The organism is Ginsengibacter sp., from assembly GCF_057362405.1.
The window spans coordinates 1-17,675 of the sequence record NZ_JBMQQG010000091.1 but is presented as its reverse complement, the minus strand read 5'-3'; the positions used below and the strand labels follow the sequence as shown (position 1 = coordinate 17,675).

Here is a 17,675-nt window from a genome sequence, read left to right as displayed (position 1 = left end):
AGATATTAAAAAAGTATTGCTTTTATTGCAATACTTTTTCGTTTTTTTTTAAGGGCGGGTAACAAATTTAAGCCGGGTAAATATACACGGCTCATCATGCTATTTATCTTTGTCAGTCTTTTGTTTTACTTCGCCGGTTGTGGTGTTCACTTTGGTTTTATGTTTTACGCCGTTTCTTTCTTTCTTCACTTTATATCCATTGTGATGTTTATGTTTACTAAACGTGTTGTGGACTTTCTGCCCTCGGTAGAAGTCTTTTTGACCTTTGTTTGGGAGTCCTGTGCTTGTGAGGCAAAGCCTACGGCTATGGTAAACACTGCCAGTAATAATAATTTTTTCATTTTATTTTTTTTTGTTCAGAATTACCTAAACAATTAGCTTGCCACCTTTTTTAAAGTTATTTTCATTACGGGGTAGTGTACTCGAAATGTGTGATTCGGAGTTATGAAACCATTAGGTGATAAAAACTAATATCAGGCAGAATTTCTCCCGGCGTTTATAATTCCGAAGGAACAGCGCATGGCAAGTTTTTCGTATGTATTTTTTATCTCGTTATTAACAAGTTCCTTTTCAATTTCACGGATATTTGAAATAGCAAATTGCTGAATGGTAACTAACGGTAAAACTATTTTTTCCCGCATACCGATTGATTGTTGCTCAATTGCATATTCAGCCATCAGCTCATTTTTGCCTGTAAGTTGAAACAAATATTTTTCTGTGTTTACATATTCTTCGTAAATCATATTCCATATCTCACCGTATTTTTCATCTTTCGATAAATATTCCGTGAGGGGAAAGAAACATTTCTTCATGGCCATTTCACAATTGTCAATAACGGTTTTAAAGAATAATGAATTTTGATATAGTGATTTTAGCTGGGGCAATTTTCCTTCTTTGTCCATCTTTTCCAACGCGGCTCCCACGCCATAGTAACCCGTAACATTTTGCTTAAGCTGGCTCCATGACCCAACAAATGGAATTGCACGAAGATCTTCAAAACTTATTTTACCCGATCCTCCCCGTTTGGCAGGACGGCTGCCAATGTTAGTTTCACTGTAAAATTTTAACGGGCTTATGTGGATTAAATAATCCATAAAGTCCGGATGATTCTTCAGGATTGTGTAAGCATCAAAACTTTCATTTGCCATCTCCTGCAACAACGCTTCTTCGTCTTCTTCCAGGGTAATGGATTTATCCGAAAAAATATCGTTTGAAATGCCAGCATGTATTAATTGTTCAATATTATATTGAGCCGCGTCAATAGTTCCGAAATTGGAACTAACGGTCTGCCCCTGAATAGTTAGCTGTATTTCTTTGTTAGCAATATTTTTGCCCATGGAAGCATAAAACTTATGTGTTTTTCCACCGCCTCTGGCGGGTGGGCCGCCGCGCCCATCAAAGAAAACAACGTCAATTCCATATTCTTTTGAAACGGCTGTAAGTTCTTCCTTGGTTTTATAAATGCTCCAGTTACCCATCAAATAACCACCATCTTTCGTGCCATCGCTAAAGCCAAGCATAATAGTTTGAATATTTTTTCTCCGTTTTAAGTGTTTGCGATACACTTCATTTTCATACAATGATTTTGCAATCTTTCCTGCGTTTTGCAAGTCTTCAATTGTTTCAATAAGCGGAACAATGTCTACATTCAATTCCTCTATTTTCCATCCGCATAAAATAAACAAGCCATACACTTCCAATACGTTCAGAGCGCTGCTGCTATGACTAATGATATAGCGGTTGCAACCTTGTTCGCCATTATATTCCTGTATTAATTTAATGGCTTTTATACTTTCAATGGTATCATTGATCACGGGATCTTTGTAATCTCTATTATCAAGCGCCTGATCATTATTGGTCAGGAATGCAATCTTTTTTTCCTCGCTTAACCTGGAATAGTCTGTTGGTAAAATATTGTCTGACGAAGCTAATGCCTGGAATACTTTTTTGTGTATGGAACTATCCTGACGTATATCAATAGACGCAAAGTGGAGGCCAAACACGTTTATCTTATTTAAAAGATTATCTACCAGGTGCAGGAATAAGCCATTATGATAATAAATTATTTTTTGCTTCACTGTATTTAATACATCAATAATTTCTTTACTGGTTAAACTGGTACGGTTACCCGGTATAAAAATATTGTTATACAATTGTTTTTCCAGGTCTGCCAAGAGCACATCCACACCTTTAAAAGTAAGCCTGCGCCTGAGTTTCCGTATTTCAAGATAATAGCATTTTATAATGCCACCTCTTAATGCATCAGCTACCTTCAACGTAATGTCAGTATTTACAAAGGGGTTGCCATCCCTGTCGCCGCCAGGCCAAAACCCCATTTTTATTATCGGATTATCATCATCAACGGCGTCAGGAAACTGGCTCTTTAAAAATGCAATTATCCGCCCCGCGGCGGCAAAGAAAACATTTTCGAGATACCACAAGAGACTAAGCGCTTCATCATATGGGGTAGGCTTTTCCTTTTTAAAGAAAGGCGTTTTGCCCAATTGTTGCAGGTACATATTTATCTGCGCAGCATTATTTTCTGATAATGATTTTGAAAGATCATTAATGATACCTAAAACCGAACCGGGGTAAAATTGTGTAGGGTGAGCGGTAAGCACCAGTTCAATAGAAAAATCTTCCAGCTTTTTTGCCAGTTCAGCTTCTTTATTTTTTTGAATTACTTCCAGTTCCAATTGCTTTAATGTACCGGCCCCGCCTATATCGTGCACATGTACGAAAGCTGCATCTTCCAGCGCATCAAATAACACAACCTGCCTCTCCACAAATTGTGTAAAGCGGAAAAGCAGGTCAAGCTGGTCAGCTTGCGAAGTAAATGAGGTATGTTTTTTAAAGAACTCCTTAATAATTTCCGTAGGGCTCAACTTCTTTTTATAGCCTTCTTCGCAAATGTTTACAAATAAAGATAGAAGTATGCCCGTTTTTTCAATTCGGTGAAACGGTAATGATGTAAAAAGGCTGTTATACAGTTGAAACTTAATGCCAACATAGTTTTTAAAGTGCTGCAGCCCTCGGGAAGCCTGGTTGTCCATAAATAATCAAAAATTAAAAATCAAAAAATGCAGCAATCGTAATGAGGCATGAAAATACTTCAAAATTTTGGTTTAAATTTTCTCTTTACGGGCAATTGATGTAATTTCGGCTCTCATCGTGGTAAACAATAACAATTATATCAACCCGTTTATTCCGTCAGCAGTGATGTCCACTTCTATTACCACAGTTACAACAACCCGTAAGGGTTAAACATCTCCATATAGTTCCTTGGGCTTTCGGCTATTTCAAAATCAAAACAAAAAATGTTGTGATTACTCAGGTCTTAATTCTTAATTTTCAATTCTTAATTTATAATTAATACATGCAAGTTTTAAAATTCGGCGGCACGTCAGTAGCGAATGCAAAAAATATGAATGTCGTGGTTTCGATTGTACAGGAAAAGTTACAGGCAGATATTAAATCAGATAACGATCGGATTGTAATTGTTCTGTCGGCTCTTAGCGGTATTACAGATGCCTTGCTTGAAGCAGCAACGCTGGCGTCAGAAGGCGATCAGTTGTATAAAGACAAATTACTTGCTATTGAACAGCGTCATCTTACAACGGTAAAGGAACTAATTCCGCTCGATAAGCAAAGCAGCGTTTTAAGCATGGTTAAGAAGCGATGCAATGAAATTGAAGACACTTGTAATGGGGTCTTCTTATTGAAAGAGTTGTCAGCCCGCACAAAAGATTCCGTGGTGAGTTATGGTGAATTATTATCATCTCAAATATTCGTAGCAAAATTAAAATCACTTGGCATCAATAATACCTGGAAAGACGCACGCGAGCTTATTGTAACCAATTCAAATTTTGGAAATGCGAACGTCGATTTTCTATCAACGAATAAGAACATAAATGATTTTATGGCTACGGTTGAAAATTCGGTAATTATCATTCCCGGCTTTACCGGGAAAGATAAAAGTGGTAACACTACCACCTTGGGAAGAGGTGGATCTGATTATACCGCTGCCATTGTCGGCGCCGCAATCAATGCCTCTATTGTTGAAATTTGGACTGATGTTTCCGGGATGATGACAGCAGACCCAAGATTAGTTTCCAATGCAAAGATCATCCAGGAAATCTCTTACCAGGAAGCAATGGAGCTTTCTCATTTCGGGGCAAAGGTTATTTACCCACCTACGATTCAACCCTTGATGAATAAAGGGATTCCCGTAGTGATTAAAAATACTTTTGCACCTTCCGATGTTGGCACATGGATTCGTAATGATATTGCGAGAAATGTAAATGCGATCCGCGGAATTTCTAGCATTAATAATCTTTCGCTCATAAGCCTTGAGGGAAGCGGCATGGTGGGTATTCCGGGATTTTCGAAAAGGTTATTTGAAGCGCTTTCAAATGAAAAAATCAATGTTATTCTTATTACCCAAAGTTCCTCAGAACATTCCATTTGTGTGGGAATCGAAGAAGCAAATGCCGATAGAGCGAAAACCGTTATTGATGAGGCTTTTGCCTATGAGATAGAAATAAAAAAAGTAGAACCCCTTGTAGTAGAGAAAGGGTTAGCCATAGTTGCCTTGGTTGGCGATAGTATGAAAAATCATCCCGGAATCAGCGGAAAAATGTTTGGCGCTTTAGGAAGAAATGGTGTGAATGTAAGGGCGATTGCACAGGGTTCGTCGGAAAGAAATATATCGGCAGTAATTGCGTTGGCAGATGTAAAGAAAGCGATCAATGTGTTGCATGAAGAATTTTTTGAAACTACCTATAAGCAGGTAAATCTTTTTATAAGCGGAACCGGAAATGTAGGGAGCAAACTACTGGCACAATTGCAGCAGCAGCAAAAACATTTACTGGAGCACCTTCGCTTACAGGTACGCATAGCCGCAATTGGCAACAGCAGAAAAATGTTATTTAATGATGAAGGAGTTGATTTATCTAAATGGAATGAATTATTGTCGGGTGCCGCAGCTATGGATACGAATGATTTTATCAGCACTATCCAAAAAAAGAATTTACGCAACTCTGTTTTTGTAGATGTAACAGCAAATGACGCAATCGCTAAAACCTATCCTGAATATCTGCAAAAAAGTATTTCGGTAGTTGCTTGCAATAAGATTGCCTGTTCATCATCATATGAATATTATAAAAAATTAAAAGACCTTGCAAGGGAATTTAATGCGTTATTTTTATTTGAAACCAATGTTGGCGCGGGCTTACCTATTATTGGAACCTTGAATGATTTGCTGAGAAGCGGCGATAAAGTAAACAGGATAGAGGCGGTTTTAAGTGGCACGCTTAATTTTGTTTTCAACAATTACACCGGTGAAAAAAGTTTTGCAAAGGTAGTAAGGCAGGCGCAGGATGAAGGATATACAGAACCTGATCCGCGGCTTGATTTAAGCGGAAAGGATGTAATGCGAAAGATTATGATATTAGCCAGGGAATCCGGCGAAACGTTAGAAATGGAGGACATCAGCAATGAATCGTTTATGCCTGCCTCATGCATGGATGGGGATGTTGAGAATTTTTACGAAGAGATGGAAAAGAATGAAGATCATTTTTTGAAGTTTGTAAACGAAGCAAAAAAAGCGGGTATGAAATTAAAGTTTGTCGCAAAGTTTGAAGATAGAAAAGCGTCGGTAGGGTTGAGGCATATTGATCCGCAAAGCGATTTTTATCATTTATACGGAAAAGATAATGCGGTGTTGTTTTATACTAACCGTTATACGGAGCAACCATTAGTTATTAAAGGTGCAGGCGCAGGCGCTGAAGTGACTGCCTCTGGTGTGTTTGCTGATATAATAAGAGCAGCGGGATAAATTCAACTCTATCCCTAAAGTGGGTAACGATATTTAAAAGCATTATACAGATAGAATATGTACAAGCAGGAGCAAAAAGAAAATGTAGGTAGTTCCCATTTAGGGGGTAGGGATAGTGTGACTGTTTATGCGCCGGCCACTATTGCTAATCTTGTTTGTGGCTTTGATGTATTAGGCCTTGCGTTAAACGATCCCTGTGATTTAATGACGTTATCAATCAGTGACACACCAGGTATTCGCATTCAGCATAATGATGATTTTAACCTTCCAGCAATACCTGAACAAAATGTTGCAGGTGTGTCGCTGTTAGAATTGATGCAGGAAATTGATGACAAAATTGGATTTGATTTAATTATTGAGAAACATATAAAACCCGGAAGCGGCTTGGGCTCCAGCGCTGCAAGCGCAGCTGGAGCCGTAGTGGCTGCTAACCATTTGCTCGGCAATATTTTTTCAAAAGAAGATTTAGTACGCTTTGCTATGGCTGGTGAAAAACTTGCCTCCGGTGTGAAACATGCTGATAATATTTCTCCAGGCATCTATGGCGGAATTACATTAATACGTTCCATTTTTCCGTTGGACATTGTATCATTAACGGCACCGCCCATGTTTGTTGCGGTGGTTCATCCGCAGATAGAAGTTAAAACTTCTGATGCACGGGAAATTCTTCGCAAGGAAGTCTTATTGAAAAATGCTATTAAACAATGGGGAAATATTGCAGGCCTTGTTGCCGGATTTATGAAAAATGATTACGGACTAATTAGTCGTTCGCTGGAAGATGTAATTATAGAGCCCGTGCGTAGCATGCTCATTCCCGGCTTTGATGACGTAAAGAAAAAAAGCGTTGAGGCGGGGGCGTTAGGTGGCGGTATTTCCGGCTCGGGTCCATCCATTTTTATGTTGTGTGAAGAAAAAAATACTGCATTAAAAGTTGAAAAAATAATGAAAAATATTTATGATAGCACCGGGTTGAAATATCATACCTATGTTACAACAATCAATAACGAAGGAATAAAAATTATTAATCAATAATCATTAAACAAACAAAAGTCAATCCCAATAAACAATGCGACGCAAGGTGTTTAGTTCCCTCTCCCCTGGAGAGGGGTTGGGGTGAGACCGAAATTCGCTATGCGCTACTTCAGCACCAACAATAATTCTCCCATAGTTGATTTTAAAGAGGCGACGATCAAGGGCCAGGCGCCTGACAAAGGTTTGTATTTTCCTGAAATAATTCCTGTAATGGATAAAGGGTTCATTAGTGAAATTGAACAATATTCTAAAGAAGAAATTGCCTTTAAAGTTATTCAGCCTTATATAGGTGAATTAATACCAAGAAAAAACCTGGAACGTATCGTAGCTGAAACGGTCAATTTCGATTTTCCTTTGGTGAAAGTTGAAGAAGATATTTTTTCGCTTGAATTATTTCATGGTCCTACATTGGCATTTAAAGATGTTGGAGCAAGATTCATGAGCCGCTGCCTTGGTTATTTTGTCAAGGGCAATGAACAGAAAGTTACAGTTCTGGTGGCAACATCAGGCGACACCGGCGGTGCGGTTGCTAACGGCTTTTATAATGTGGAAGGCGTAGATGTAGTTATCTTATATCCTTCGGGAAAAGTGAGCAGTGTACAGGAATTACAGCTAACCACGTTGGGAAAAAATATAAAGGCGCTCGAAATTGATGGCACATTTGATGATTGCCAGCAAATGGTGAAACAGGCTTTTGCGGATGTCGATCTGAATAAAAAACTATTTCTCACTTCTGCAAATTCTATCAATGTTGCAAGATGGCTGCCACAACAATTTTATTATTTCTTTGCCTATCAGCAATGGAAGGATAAAAATAATCCGCCTGTTATAAGCGTTCCCAGTGGAAACTTTGGCAACATCTGTGCAGGATTGCTGGCGCATCGTTCAGGGTTACCCGTTAGTCATTTCATTGCCGCTTGCAATGATAATAATGTTGTGACAGAATATTTACGGACGGGTAATTATGTACCAAAAAAATCTGTCGCAACAATATCTAATGCAATGGATGTAGGAAGCCCCAGCAACTTTGTGCGGATACTCGAATTATTTCATAGAGAATTTCAATCGCTCAAAAATGTTATGAGCAGTTATTCCTTTTCCGATGAAGAGACAAAAGGTATCTTAAAAGAAGTTTATTTGAATGACGGTTATTTAGTAGATCCCCATGGTGCGGTTGGTTATGGGGCGCTAAAAAAATACTTAAAAGAGCATCTCAATATAAAGGGAATGTTTTTGGAAACTGCGCACCCGGTAAAATTTTATGATGTAGTAGAGCCGGTCATTAATGAAAAGATCCCAATGCCTGCTTTGATAAATGATTTGTTATTATTGAAAAAGCGAAGCATTAAATTAAAAGCGAATTACGAGCAATTGAAATATTATTTACTGTCGTAAAAGATATAAAAGATGGAGTTGGTCCCAATAAAAGAGTTACTTGAAGAGAATGGCGCATTTGTTGAAAATCCCTTATGCCAGGATTCAATTTACATGGCGATTGATTTTTATAAAAAAGTTGGATATAATCCACCATGGATTTCTTATTACGTTAAAATCGAAAATGAATTAGTAGGCGCCGCAGCTTTTAAAGGAAAGCCTGTAAACGGAAAAATCGAAATAGCTTATGGCACATTCGGGAAATACCGTAACCAGGGAATTGGCACATCAATCTGCAGGCAGTTGGTAAACTTGTCATTAAAAACAGATCCTTCAGTAACAATCACAGCACGAACATTGCCTCAAGAAAACTTCTCCACGAAACTTCTCAGAAAGAATGATTTTGTTTTCGGCGGGACAGTTATCGATCCAGAGGATGGAGAAGTTTGGGAATGGATATTTAAGGGGTATAAATAATCTGATCATGATACAGGAAGTTGCTTTGTTAATTGTAAGGAATGGACAGGAAGACCAGTTTGAAAAAGACTTTAGGATAGCGGGAAAATATATCAGTTCGGTAAAGGGGTACAAAAGTCACACGCTAAAAAGATGCATTGAACAAACTAACAAATACCTGCTGTTAGTAGATTGGAATACTTTGGAAGACCATGTTGAAGGATTCAGGAAATCTGAGCAATATAAACATTGGAAGAACTTGTTACATCATTATTATGATCCATTTCCAATGGTGGAACATTACAAAACAATAATTGAAAATTAATTTTTGTTTATTTTTTATTTCAACATAATAGAACCTTGCGTGCGAGCCTGTTCCGACAAAAATAAAATAAATTTGCACAAACACTTTTTATATGAAGAACATACCAATATTATTTAGCTTCTTGTTAGCAGGGATGTTGATTATTTCGTGCAGCGATCAACAATCAAAAAAAAATCTTGAACCGAATGTTGCTTTGGTAACGAATGCTGACACAGTAAAAATTACTGCTGCAATGGTAGATAATAAAAAAGATCCTTCCTGTGGAATGCCCGTGTCTGCTGGTATTGGAGATACAGCTCATTACAAGGGCAAAGTACTTGGCTTTTGTTCAAAGGAATGTAAAGATGAATTTTTGAAAGATCCTGAAAAAAACATGGCTGCTGCCGATTTGAAGAAGTAGTTTTAAAATTGTTTTTGTACGGTTAATTCTGATTGACTGAAAAAATATTTTCAAATAATTTTATTAAGAAAGTTCTGCTTGATATGAGAATAAAATAACCAACTATTTTTACCGGCATTTCCATTAGTTGACATTTAACTTATACTGGTGCCGGCAGTTATTGATATAACGGACTAAACAGGTAGTGTATAAATCCAATTCCGGAGTTAGTTTGTATTGCTGACCATTTCTTCAGGCATAAGGTTCCACTTATCGTCAAAGAACCCGGCCATCTCAACTTTATCTGCGCCGGATTGCAACATGCCCAGCCTGAATATCATAAAATCTGGGAATCCACTGGCGCCTGCAAAATATTGATTTGGGTTTGCTGCATTCATTCCATTAATACCTGTACCGGCTATTACGCCTACAGAATTTAATGGTGAATTTTTCATCGGCCATACAAAATAGGCTCCAAGGTCATCACCGGTAAAGTTTTTGTCACCTACTTTAATACCACTACGCGTTACCGTTATAGGGCAATCGGCTAGCAGACTGTTCCATGCCGAATTTGAATTGGCATTTCCATAAATAATTACATTTCTTCCAGGATATTTTTCAATGGAATATTCTTTATCAGGTATAATATCAACGGCGCCATTGCCGCGATAGTACCATGTTTCTGCATCATATTTTGCCTTATTGGAATTCCATTCATTTTCCTGTTTGTTGCCGCTGGTTCCATACACAAAGACCATTTTATGATTAAAGGCTTCTTTAAAAGTTCCATATCGCTGCGGACCCTTCTCATAACTGGAAGGCCTACCTGCAAACGACCATTGATTGTTTTCATGCAAAAGAAAAATACTGTCGTTGTTACTAACCGTTTTGAAATGAAGTGAATTATTGTCCAGTTCAATATTCACCTCACTGCCGGCATTAAAATCATTAAGCGCCATTTTCATCAAATGAATATTTTCAGTAGTTCCCGAAATACTGCGGTTTAATTTATTTCTTAATAGTTGTATATGGCTCAACTGTAAGGGATGTATTTGTTGTTGAATGGAAACCCAATGGTAATCCGCAGAAATTCCAGGGCTGGCGGTAGTAAAATCTATCGAATTAACGGTGCTATCCAGGGGCAGGGAATGCCATTTAAAGAAATCAAAAAGAGGTTTCCAGTCAACACTTTGGTTGCCAAACCAATGTTCTCCGCCGGGGTATTCATAATAACTAAAATCCGCCTGGAAATCTCCAAGCACTTTTCTCATTTGCCTGGCATATTTTACAGAAACCACTTTGTCAGAATCGCCATGTAAAATATAGACGCCAAATGCTTTATAATTATGAGCCAGCTTAATTACGTCACTTTGGTTGCCCGCTCTCAACAACATTTGCTCCATGGTGGATCTGCTGCTATCAGGCACCAAACCATCTGCAGAGCCATATTCTTTTAATGTAGGATAGCCAGAGCAAGCGCCGATGGCTGCCCATTTATCCGGGTAAGTAGCTCCTAAAAACCAGGTTCCATGTCCGCCCATTGAGTGACCGGTGAGATAGATATGTTGCGGATCCGGATGAAATTCTTTTTTTGCAATATTCATTACCTCCAGCGCATCTAATCTTCCCCAATCTTCCCAGTTAAAACCGCGCGGACGCCGATTGGTTGCCGCAACTAAATTTCCCCAATCTTTAGAATGATAGGCCCTTGCTTGGCCGATGGCTTCCACGCCTGCACCATGAACTGATAAGAACAACGCAGCATTATTTTCAGGTGTAGACTGAGGGGTAACTGCATAATATTGAAGGCTTCCATCTATATCACTAGTGAAAGTTTCGCTATAGTGGTCCGAAGGATCTACTGCTTCAATATCTATTATTTTCTCATCAAGCACTTTGCCTTTATCCAGCAACGTTAGTTTGCAATTGTATTTATCTTTTTTCGAAATATTGCCCGCATCAAAATCAAAACTTACTTTCCTCGTCGCTAAAGATGGTATGGTGGGTAATGTAGTAATAAGTTCCCTGCCCTCTATGCTACTTTTTATTTGCAGGTTTTTTACTTCTTTGCCGGAAACATTTAAAATTACAATGGCGCCGTGAAGCAAATTATTATTATGTGTCAAAACAATAAAAGGAAGCGTTGCGTCTTCCGTGTTTATTGAAACCGGTTTCTTTGGAAAAATGAGGCTGGCCGTAGTTTGAAAATAGCCGCGTACATAAAATTCGTTCAAACCTTTTTTAAGTTCCACGGGAATATAGAGCCAGCCGGAACCGTATGGATCGCCCGTATGAAGTTGACCATTTAGGAAAAGGAAACTATTACCCTTTATATTTAATAACGCAGGTTGTTTTTTATCAGAATTGTAAGTGAGATAGATATAGTCTCCGCCAAAGCGCCATCTGCGTCTATCTGGCCTCGTTAGTGGTCTTAGCCTGTTGAGACTATCAGCAACGAGAGGTTGCCAGCTTATATCTTTTCCATCCTCGTCTTTTCCAAAAACGTCACCCTCAACCGGTCTTTGGAGCTTGTCGGTATAAAGGCGGTAAGCCAGTTCGTCGGTAACAATAGCTTCACGTCCGTATTGAGCGGGCGCAGCTATCATCAATCCTTTTTTAAAATAAATAGTGTCCTGCGAAAATAAATGTGAAGTGGAAAAAACAAGAGCAATTGCCAGCGAAAATCTAAGTTTATTCATAGCAGATAATTAAATAATTCGAATTTATTTTTTAATCACAAATATGAGCTAAACAAATTAAATGAGATTTTCACACCTGATTATTACTGTTTAATTACACGAAACCATTAAGTCAATTAACTTTTTACTAATTGACATTTTTTTTAGAGAAATTCGTTCTTAATTCGATTTGTATTTAGATATATGGAGATTAACTAAATTAAGAATGTATCTGTTCTATTATACAATTCACGAAATATCTGGCATGTTTTATTTTTCTTTAACCATACAATAGAATCTTATTAATAATTTAGCGCCTGAAAATTCAAAAATGAAAAAGAATAATTTATTAACTCCCGCGATAATTATCCTTTTTTCACTCTTAATAATATCATTTTCAAAACTTGCCGGATCTGATAAAAAAGATTCCTTATATAAGCCTGTTCAAACAGGAGAGGAGCTTGCTAAAATTTATTGTGCCACCTGCCATATATTCCCTTCACCCACCTTGCTTGATAAATCAACATGGCAAAAAAGCGTACTGCAAAATATGGGTTGGCGCCTTGGAATAAGAAAAGCAGGCGAGGATCCGTATGCTGATATGAAGCCAGATGAGGCCGAAATTGTCAAGGCTGAAAATGTATATCCGCTGGAACCTCTCATTACAAAAGATAACTGGCAGAAGATCGTTAACTATTATGTTCAAACAGCACCTCAAAAGCCGTTACCACAAAAGGGAGTGTTGCCATTTCAAAATGAACTAAAAGGTTTTCATGCGGAGGAAGTTTTTGTAGGGCAGAAATTAACGCCTAAGACCTGTATGGTAAAATTTGATACTACTTCGTCATTGTTATACGTCGGCGATGCTAACAATGAGTTGTATGCCATAAATAATGACCTGCAGGTTAGTGCTTCCTGGAAAGTAGATAGTCCGCCGGTTGATGTTGATTTTCCGGCTCCGGGTGTTCCACGCGTGCTTTGCATCGGATCGATAAGTCCTTCGGAAAAAAAGGAAGGAAGACTATATATTGCAGATTCAGGTTCTGTTGTATCCGAACTTCAAATTAAAGAGTTTGAAAAGCTGGCCCGTCCTGTTCAATTTGCAGATGCCGATTTGAACAGTGATGGGAAAAAAGATTTGATCATCTGCCAATTCGGAAATCATACCGGAAAGTTGAGTTGGTTTGATGGAGGTGATGCTGGCAAAGAACACGTTTTGGCGCTTCAGCCCGGTGCAAGAAAAGTTGAAGTAAAAGATTTTAATGGAGATGGCAAACCGGATATAATTGCATTGATGGCGCAGGCTAAGGAAGAACTGGTTCTTTTTCTGAACCAGGGAAACGGCCAGTTTACTGAAAAGATTCTTTACCAGTTTCCCCCTGTTTATGGAGTTAGTTATTTTGAAACAGCAGATTTCAATCATGATGGCCATCCGGATATACTTTTAACTAACGGAGATAACTGGGACCTCTCGCCCATCAGAAAATTTTATCACGGTATTAGAATATTCATGAATGATGGAAAGAATAATTTCACGGAGAAATTATTTATTCCTTTTTATGGAGCGAGTAAGGCAATGGCTTGTGATTTTGATGGCGATGGTGATCTTGACATTGCGGCAATATCATTTTATGATGACCCGGCCAAGCCTGAACAATCTTTTATGTATTTGGAGAATAAAGGTGACTTAAAGTTTACAGCCTCAACCACAGAACTGGCTGCTAAAGGCAAATGGCTGACGATGGATATCGGGGATATTGACAAGGATGGTGACAAAGACATTTTTTTAGGATCCTACATCTACAGCATGTCTGAGCTTACCAAACTTCTTTATAAGGGTGTTGTTTCTTTTCCGCAGGTTCTTATTTTGCGGAACAATAAATATTAATAGCCATTCATCTGTCAACGATTTTGGTTTTGTTTCGTAAAGGAACCAATTTTTATGACTTGTAAATTAATTTAATGGCTTTAATTAGTCAGTAACAATGTAACCGGAAAAGCTATATTAGCTAAGTATTTAATCTTGAATTTTGCACAATGAAAAGAAAGTATTTTTTATTATCTGGCCTATTAATATTTGTTGTTTTTATTTCCGCCAGCCCTGTCGTGGCGCAACAAAAAATTAACCCTGATTCCATTCGGGAAAAAATGCAATGGTTTGCGGATGCGAAGCTCGGCATCTTTATACACTGGGGAATTTATTCAGTCAATGGTATAGATGAAAGCTGGAGTTTTCATAATAAGAAAATCAGCTTTGAAAATTATATGAAGCAATTGAATGGCTTTACCGCTTCAAAATATGATCCACAGGCATGGGCTGATTTGATAAAAGAAAGTGGTGCACGGTATGCGGTCATCACCACGAAGCATCACGATGGCGTTGCATTATGGCCTACCAAGCAAAATCATTATAATGTGCCGGAAAATACTCCTGCCAAACGCGATGTATTAATGCCTTTTTACAAAGCATTGGATAAAGATGGCATCAGGAAGGGCGCTTATTTCTCATTAATTGATTGGAGTTACCCTGATTACCCGGGATTCTTGAAAGACAGCAGCAGGTATAACGTAGCTGCCTATCCGAAAAGATGGGAGAAGTTTCAACATTTTTTCCAGGCACAAATTGCAGAAGTGAATCAATTATATAAACCCGACCTATGGTGGTTTGATGGCGACTGGGAACATAGTCCGGAAGAATGGCAGGCTCAGAAAGTGAGGGAAGAAATTTTGAATGTTAATCCTAATGCTATTATAAATGGCAGGCTCCAGGGATATGGCGATTACGATACACCGGAACAAAATTTTCCGGTAAGCCGCCCAAAATTTAAATGGTGGGAACTGTGCATGACAACCAATAACAATTGGGGATATCATCCTGATGATACCAACTATAAAACGCCATTTGAAGTGATTAGCATTTTTGTTGATGCGGTGAGCAATGGAGGAAACCTTTTACTTGATATAGGCCCCAAAGCGGATGGCACCATTCCTCCTGAACAAGTACATATTTTGAAGGAATTGGGAAAATGGAATAAAAAAAATGGAGAAGCAATTTTTGGGACATTACCTGGCTTACCGCAAGGGCACTTTTATGGGCCAACTACCATGTCAAAAGATTCCACAATTCTATATCTTTTTTTACCTGGTCAAACTACCGGGAACGTGATGCTAAAGGGCTTAATTAATACAATAAAGGATATCCAGGTGGTAGGAACGGCCAGGCATTTACAACCAAAAATTGTGGGCAAGATATCGTGGAGCCCGGTTCCGGGGCTCGTTTTTATCAATGTACCGCTGCAGGAAAAAGACCCCTATATGACCGTATTAAAATTAATATTGGATAAGCCGATACGATTATATCGTGGACAAGGTGGCCTTAATTAATTCGCGAAATTAATGCGCTATTAAGTAACATTAGCTATAACAGCATTTTCAGTTATTCGGTTAAAGTATTCAGAACTATTGGTTTATATCCCGACTTAACAGAACGGCGCTATTATAAATCTCTGTATTTAATGGATTTGCTCACTAAATGTATAATCCCCAATCAGTTAATTCCCCTTATTTCAGATATGTTTTACTGTTGCTAAAAAATCCCTTGAAAAAATACATTTGTTGGATTTTTATTAACAATTCTACAGACCTAACTCAATTCTCTAAAAAATCTTGCTGTTGCTAACGGCTTAATTTCAAGCAGATTATGATTAATATTAATAAAAGGTTAAAAAAAAGTGGCAAACTTCTTTAATAATTTAATAAGAATCAATAGCTTTGTTTTAAAACTAATAAGGCAGGGACTCTTAAAGAGAAAATAGCATGACTCAAAAGAAGTTATTATTCCGGAGTAAAATTTTGAAGGAGCTATACTTTGAAGATAACCTGTCTTGTGTGGATTTAAGTACAAGAATTCGTAAAAGTTTTCCTATAACAGCAAAATTAATTGAAGAATTGATCACGGAAAATTTAGTAATAGAAACTGGTTATGCCCCGTCAACGGGAGGCAGACGGCCATTAACGTACTCAATCCAAAAGGATATGATGTATTTAGTGTCTGTCGCGATGGATCAGTTTGTTACTAAAATTGCCATCATGGATATGCATAACAATTTTGTTTCGCCAATAGAGAAAGTCATTTTGCCTTTGCCTGATAATCCTAATGCCCTGGAGGTTTTGAGAGAAAAAATTGCGGCCGTAATTGAGGCGTCCGGCATATCAAGAGAAAAATTTGTCGGAGTTGGAATAGGTATGCCTGGTTTTGTAAATGTAAAAAAGGGTATTAATTATTCGTTCTTACAATTGCCCAATAACAAAAGCATCACAAAACATATTTACGAGAAAATCGGTTTGCCGGTATTTATCGATAACGATTCGAGCCTAATAGCGTTGGCGGAATATTATTTTGGCGGTGCACGTGGCGAGAAAAATGCTATGGTGGTAAATATTGGGTGGGGAATTGGACTTGGAATGATTCTTAACGGTGAACTTTTTAGAGGACACGAAGGCTTCGCCGGTGAATTTAGTCATATACCCTTATTTCTCAACGGGAAGTTATGCTGGTGCGGAAAAGTAGGTTGTCTCGAAACGGAAACCTCGCTATTGCTCATTATTGAAAAAGCAAGAGAAGGACTAAAATCCGGAAGACTTTCCAAATTGAATTCGCTTCCTTTCGATGACCTTGAGCTTACCTTTGAAGGCATAATAAAAGCAATTGAAGATGGAGATCAATTTGCAATAGAGCTTTTTTCAAAAGCGGGTTATAACATCGGGAAAGGGATCGCAATCTTAATTCACCTTTTGAATCCCAAAAAAATCATTCTAAGTGGTAGAGGTTCGTCAGCCGGGCAGATATGGCTCGCTCCCATTCAACAGGCATTAAATGAACATTGTATTCCTAAGCTTTTGCAAAGTACCGATATTGAAATATCGACATTAGGCCTGAAGGCGGAATTAATTGGGGCTGCGGCTCTCGTAATGGAACATTTTGAAAAGGAACACTTAGTTCAATACAACGACATATTAAAGGCTGTCTAGAACCAATGACAATAAATAACATTTACTAACTGATTTTTAAATAAACTGCTTTAATATCCAAAGAAACGTAAAACCTAATCTTAAACTTTATTACTAAAATTAAACAACTATTATGAAAAGAAAAGCAATTCGGATACTCTTGTGCTTATTTCTGGGCATGTGGAGTACTCTTGCCTTTTCCCAGGCAAAAAGAACAATTACCGGTTATGTTAGAGATAACAACGGTAACGCAATTCCGGGGGCAACTATTAAGGTAGCCGGAACAAAACAAGGTGTGGCCACCGACGGGGCTGGAAAGTTTAGCATCCAGGCAGCATCTACAGACAATTTGCAACTTTCCTCGGTTGGTTTTGAACCCAAGGAATTGCATGTTGGTGATCAAACAAGCATAACAATTGTGTTGAATACATCAACCTCCGCTCTTGAAGGAGTGGTAGTAACCGCTTTAGGAATTGGCCAGCAAAAAAGATCCTTGGGATATGCCACTACTACAGTAAAAGCTGACGAAATCACTAAAACATCACCAACCAATTTTGCGGCTGCATTGTATGGTAAAGTTCCCGG

At 38.2% G+C, this 17,675-nt stretch carries 12 protein-coding genes; 10 read left to right on the top strand and 2 right to left on the bottom strand.

Annotated features, from left to right (window positions below; all coding sequences use genetic code 11):
- Positions 1-473 precede the first annotated feature (473 nt).
- Positions 474-3,053, bottom strand: coding sequence for a phosphoenolpyruvate carboxylase (locus ACO1O5_RS07840; protein ID WP_486269287.1), 2,580 nt, complete (start codon positions 3,051-3,053; stop codon positions 474-476).
- A 323-nt stretch (positions 3,054-3,376) separates the two neighbouring features.
- Between ACO1O5_RS07840 and thrA the strand changes: the two genes are divergently transcribed.
- From thrA to ACO1O5_RS07810, 6 genes are all read left to right on the top strand, one after another.
- Positions 3,377-5,836: a bifunctional aspartate kinase/homoserine dehydrogenase I gene (gene thrA, locus ACO1O5_RS07835; protein WP_486269286.1), complete on the top strand. Its 2,460-nt coding sequence runs from the start codon at positions 3,377-3,379 to the stop codon at positions 5,834-5,836.
- A gap of 57 nt (positions 5,837-5,893) precedes the next feature.
- Positions 5,894-6,868, top strand: coding sequence for a homoserine kinase (locus tag ACO1O5_RS07830; RefSeq protein ID WP_486269285.1), 975 nt, complete (start codon positions 5,894-5,896; stop codon positions 6,866-6,868).
- Positions 6,869-6,967: 99 nt separating this feature from the next.
- Entirely contained in the window at positions 6,968-8,263 is a 1,296-nt protein-coding gene (gene thrC, locus ACO1O5_RS07825) for a threonine synthase (protein ID WP_486269284.1), read from the top strand.
- Between the two features lie 12 nt (positions 8,264-8,275).
- Entirely contained in the window at positions 8,276-8,719 is a 444-nt protein-coding gene (locus ACO1O5_RS07820; protein ID WP_486269283.1) for a GNAT family N-acetyltransferase, read from the top strand.
- A 7-nt stretch (positions 8,720-8,726) separates the two neighbouring features.
- Positions 8,727-9,023: an antibiotic biosynthesis monooxygenase family protein gene (locus ACO1O5_RS07815; RefSeq protein WP_486269282.1), complete on the top strand. Its 297-nt coding sequence runs from the start codon at positions 8,727-8,729 to the stop codon at positions 9,021-9,023.
- A 91-nt stretch (positions 9,024-9,114) separates the two neighbouring features.
- Complete coding sequence (locus tag ACO1O5_RS07810) at positions 9,115-9,423, top strand: YHS domain-containing protein (protein ID WP_486269281.1); 309 nt, start codon at positions 9,115-9,117, stop codon at positions 9,421-9,423.
- Between the two features lie 206 nt (positions 9,424-9,629).
- On the opposite strand, the gene ACO1O5_RS07805 is transcribed toward ACO1O5_RS07810, so the two are convergent.
- On the bottom strand, positions 9,630-12,101 hold the full coding sequence (locus ACO1O5_RS07805) for a carboxylesterase family protein (protein WP_486269280.1): 2,472 nt from the start codon (positions 12,099-12,101) through the stop codon (positions 9,630-9,632).
- Between the two features lie 310 nt (positions 12,102-12,411).
- On the opposite strand from ACO1O5_RS07805, the gene ACO1O5_RS07800 reads away from it, so the two are divergent.
- The 4 genes from ACO1O5_RS07800 to ACO1O5_RS07785 all read left to right on the top strand — a co-directional run.
- Positions 12,412-13,968 (top strand): FG-GAP repeat domain-containing protein, encoded by a 1,557-nt coding sequence (locus tag ACO1O5_RS07800; protein WP_486269279.1) that lies wholly within the window; start codon positions 12,412-12,414, stop codon positions 13,966-13,968.
- A 149-nt stretch (positions 13,969-14,117) separates the two neighbouring features.
- Entirely contained in the window at positions 14,118-15,464 is a 1,347-nt protein-coding gene (locus ACO1O5_RS07795) for an alpha-L-fucosidase (protein WP_486269278.1), read from the top strand.
- A 432-nt stretch (positions 15,465-15,896) separates the two neighbouring features.
- Positions 15,897-17,111, top strand: coding sequence for an ROK family protein (locus ACO1O5_RS07790; protein ID WP_486269277.1), 1,215 nt, complete (start codon positions 15,897-15,899; stop codon positions 17,109-17,111).
- Between the two features lie 112 nt (positions 17,112-17,223).
- Positions 17,224-17,675, top strand: a 452-nt coding sequence (locus ACO1O5_RS07785; protein ID WP_486269276.1) for a carboxypeptidase-like regulatory domain-containing protein, incomplete at its 3' end; no start/stop codon positions are given.

Excerpts from the sequence above, each read along its gene's own strand:
- ACO1O5_RS07840 (WP_486269287.1), bottom strand. The coding sequence starts at position 3,053 with ATGGACAACCAGGCTTCCCGAGGGCTGCAGCACTTTAAAAACTATGTT.
- thrA (WP_486269286.1), top strand. The coding sequence starts at position 3,377 with ATGCAAGTTTTAAAATTCGGCGGCACGTCAGTAGCGAATGCAAAAAAT.
- ACO1O5_RS07830 (WP_486269285.1), top strand. The coding sequence starts at position 5,894 with ATGTACAAGCAGGAGCAAAAAGAAAATGTAGGTAGTTCCCATTTAGGG.
- thrC (WP_486269284.1), top strand. The coding sequence starts at position 6,968 with ATGCGCTACTTCAGCACCAACAATAATTCTCCCATAGTTGATTTTAAA.
- ACO1O5_RS07820 (WP_486269283.1), top strand. The coding sequence starts at position 8,276 with ATGGAGTTGGTCCCAATAAAAGAGTTACTTGAAGAGAATGGCGCATTT.
- ACO1O5_RS07815 (WP_486269282.1), top strand. The coding sequence starts at position 8,727 with ATGATACAGGAAGTTGCTTTGTTAATTGTAAGGAATGGACAGGAAGAC.
- ACO1O5_RS07810 (WP_486269281.1), top strand. The coding sequence starts at position 9,115 with ATGAAGAACATACCAATATTATTTAGCTTCTTGTTAGCAGGGATGTTG.
- ACO1O5_RS07805 (WP_486269280.1), bottom strand. The coding sequence starts at position 12,101 with ATGAATAAACTTAGATTTTCGCTGGCAATTGCTCTTGTTTTTTCCACT.
- ACO1O5_RS07800 (WP_486269279.1), top strand. The coding sequence starts at position 12,412 with ATGAAAAAGAATAATTTATTAACTCCCGCGATAATTATCCTTTTTTCA.
- ACO1O5_RS07795 (WP_486269278.1), top strand. The coding sequence starts at position 14,118 with ATGAAAAGAAAGTATTTTTTATTATCTGGCCTATTAATATTTGTTGTT.
- ACO1O5_RS07790 (WP_486269277.1), top strand. The coding sequence starts at position 15,897 with ATGACTCAAAAGAAGTTATTATTCCGGAGTAAAATTTTGAAGGAGCTA.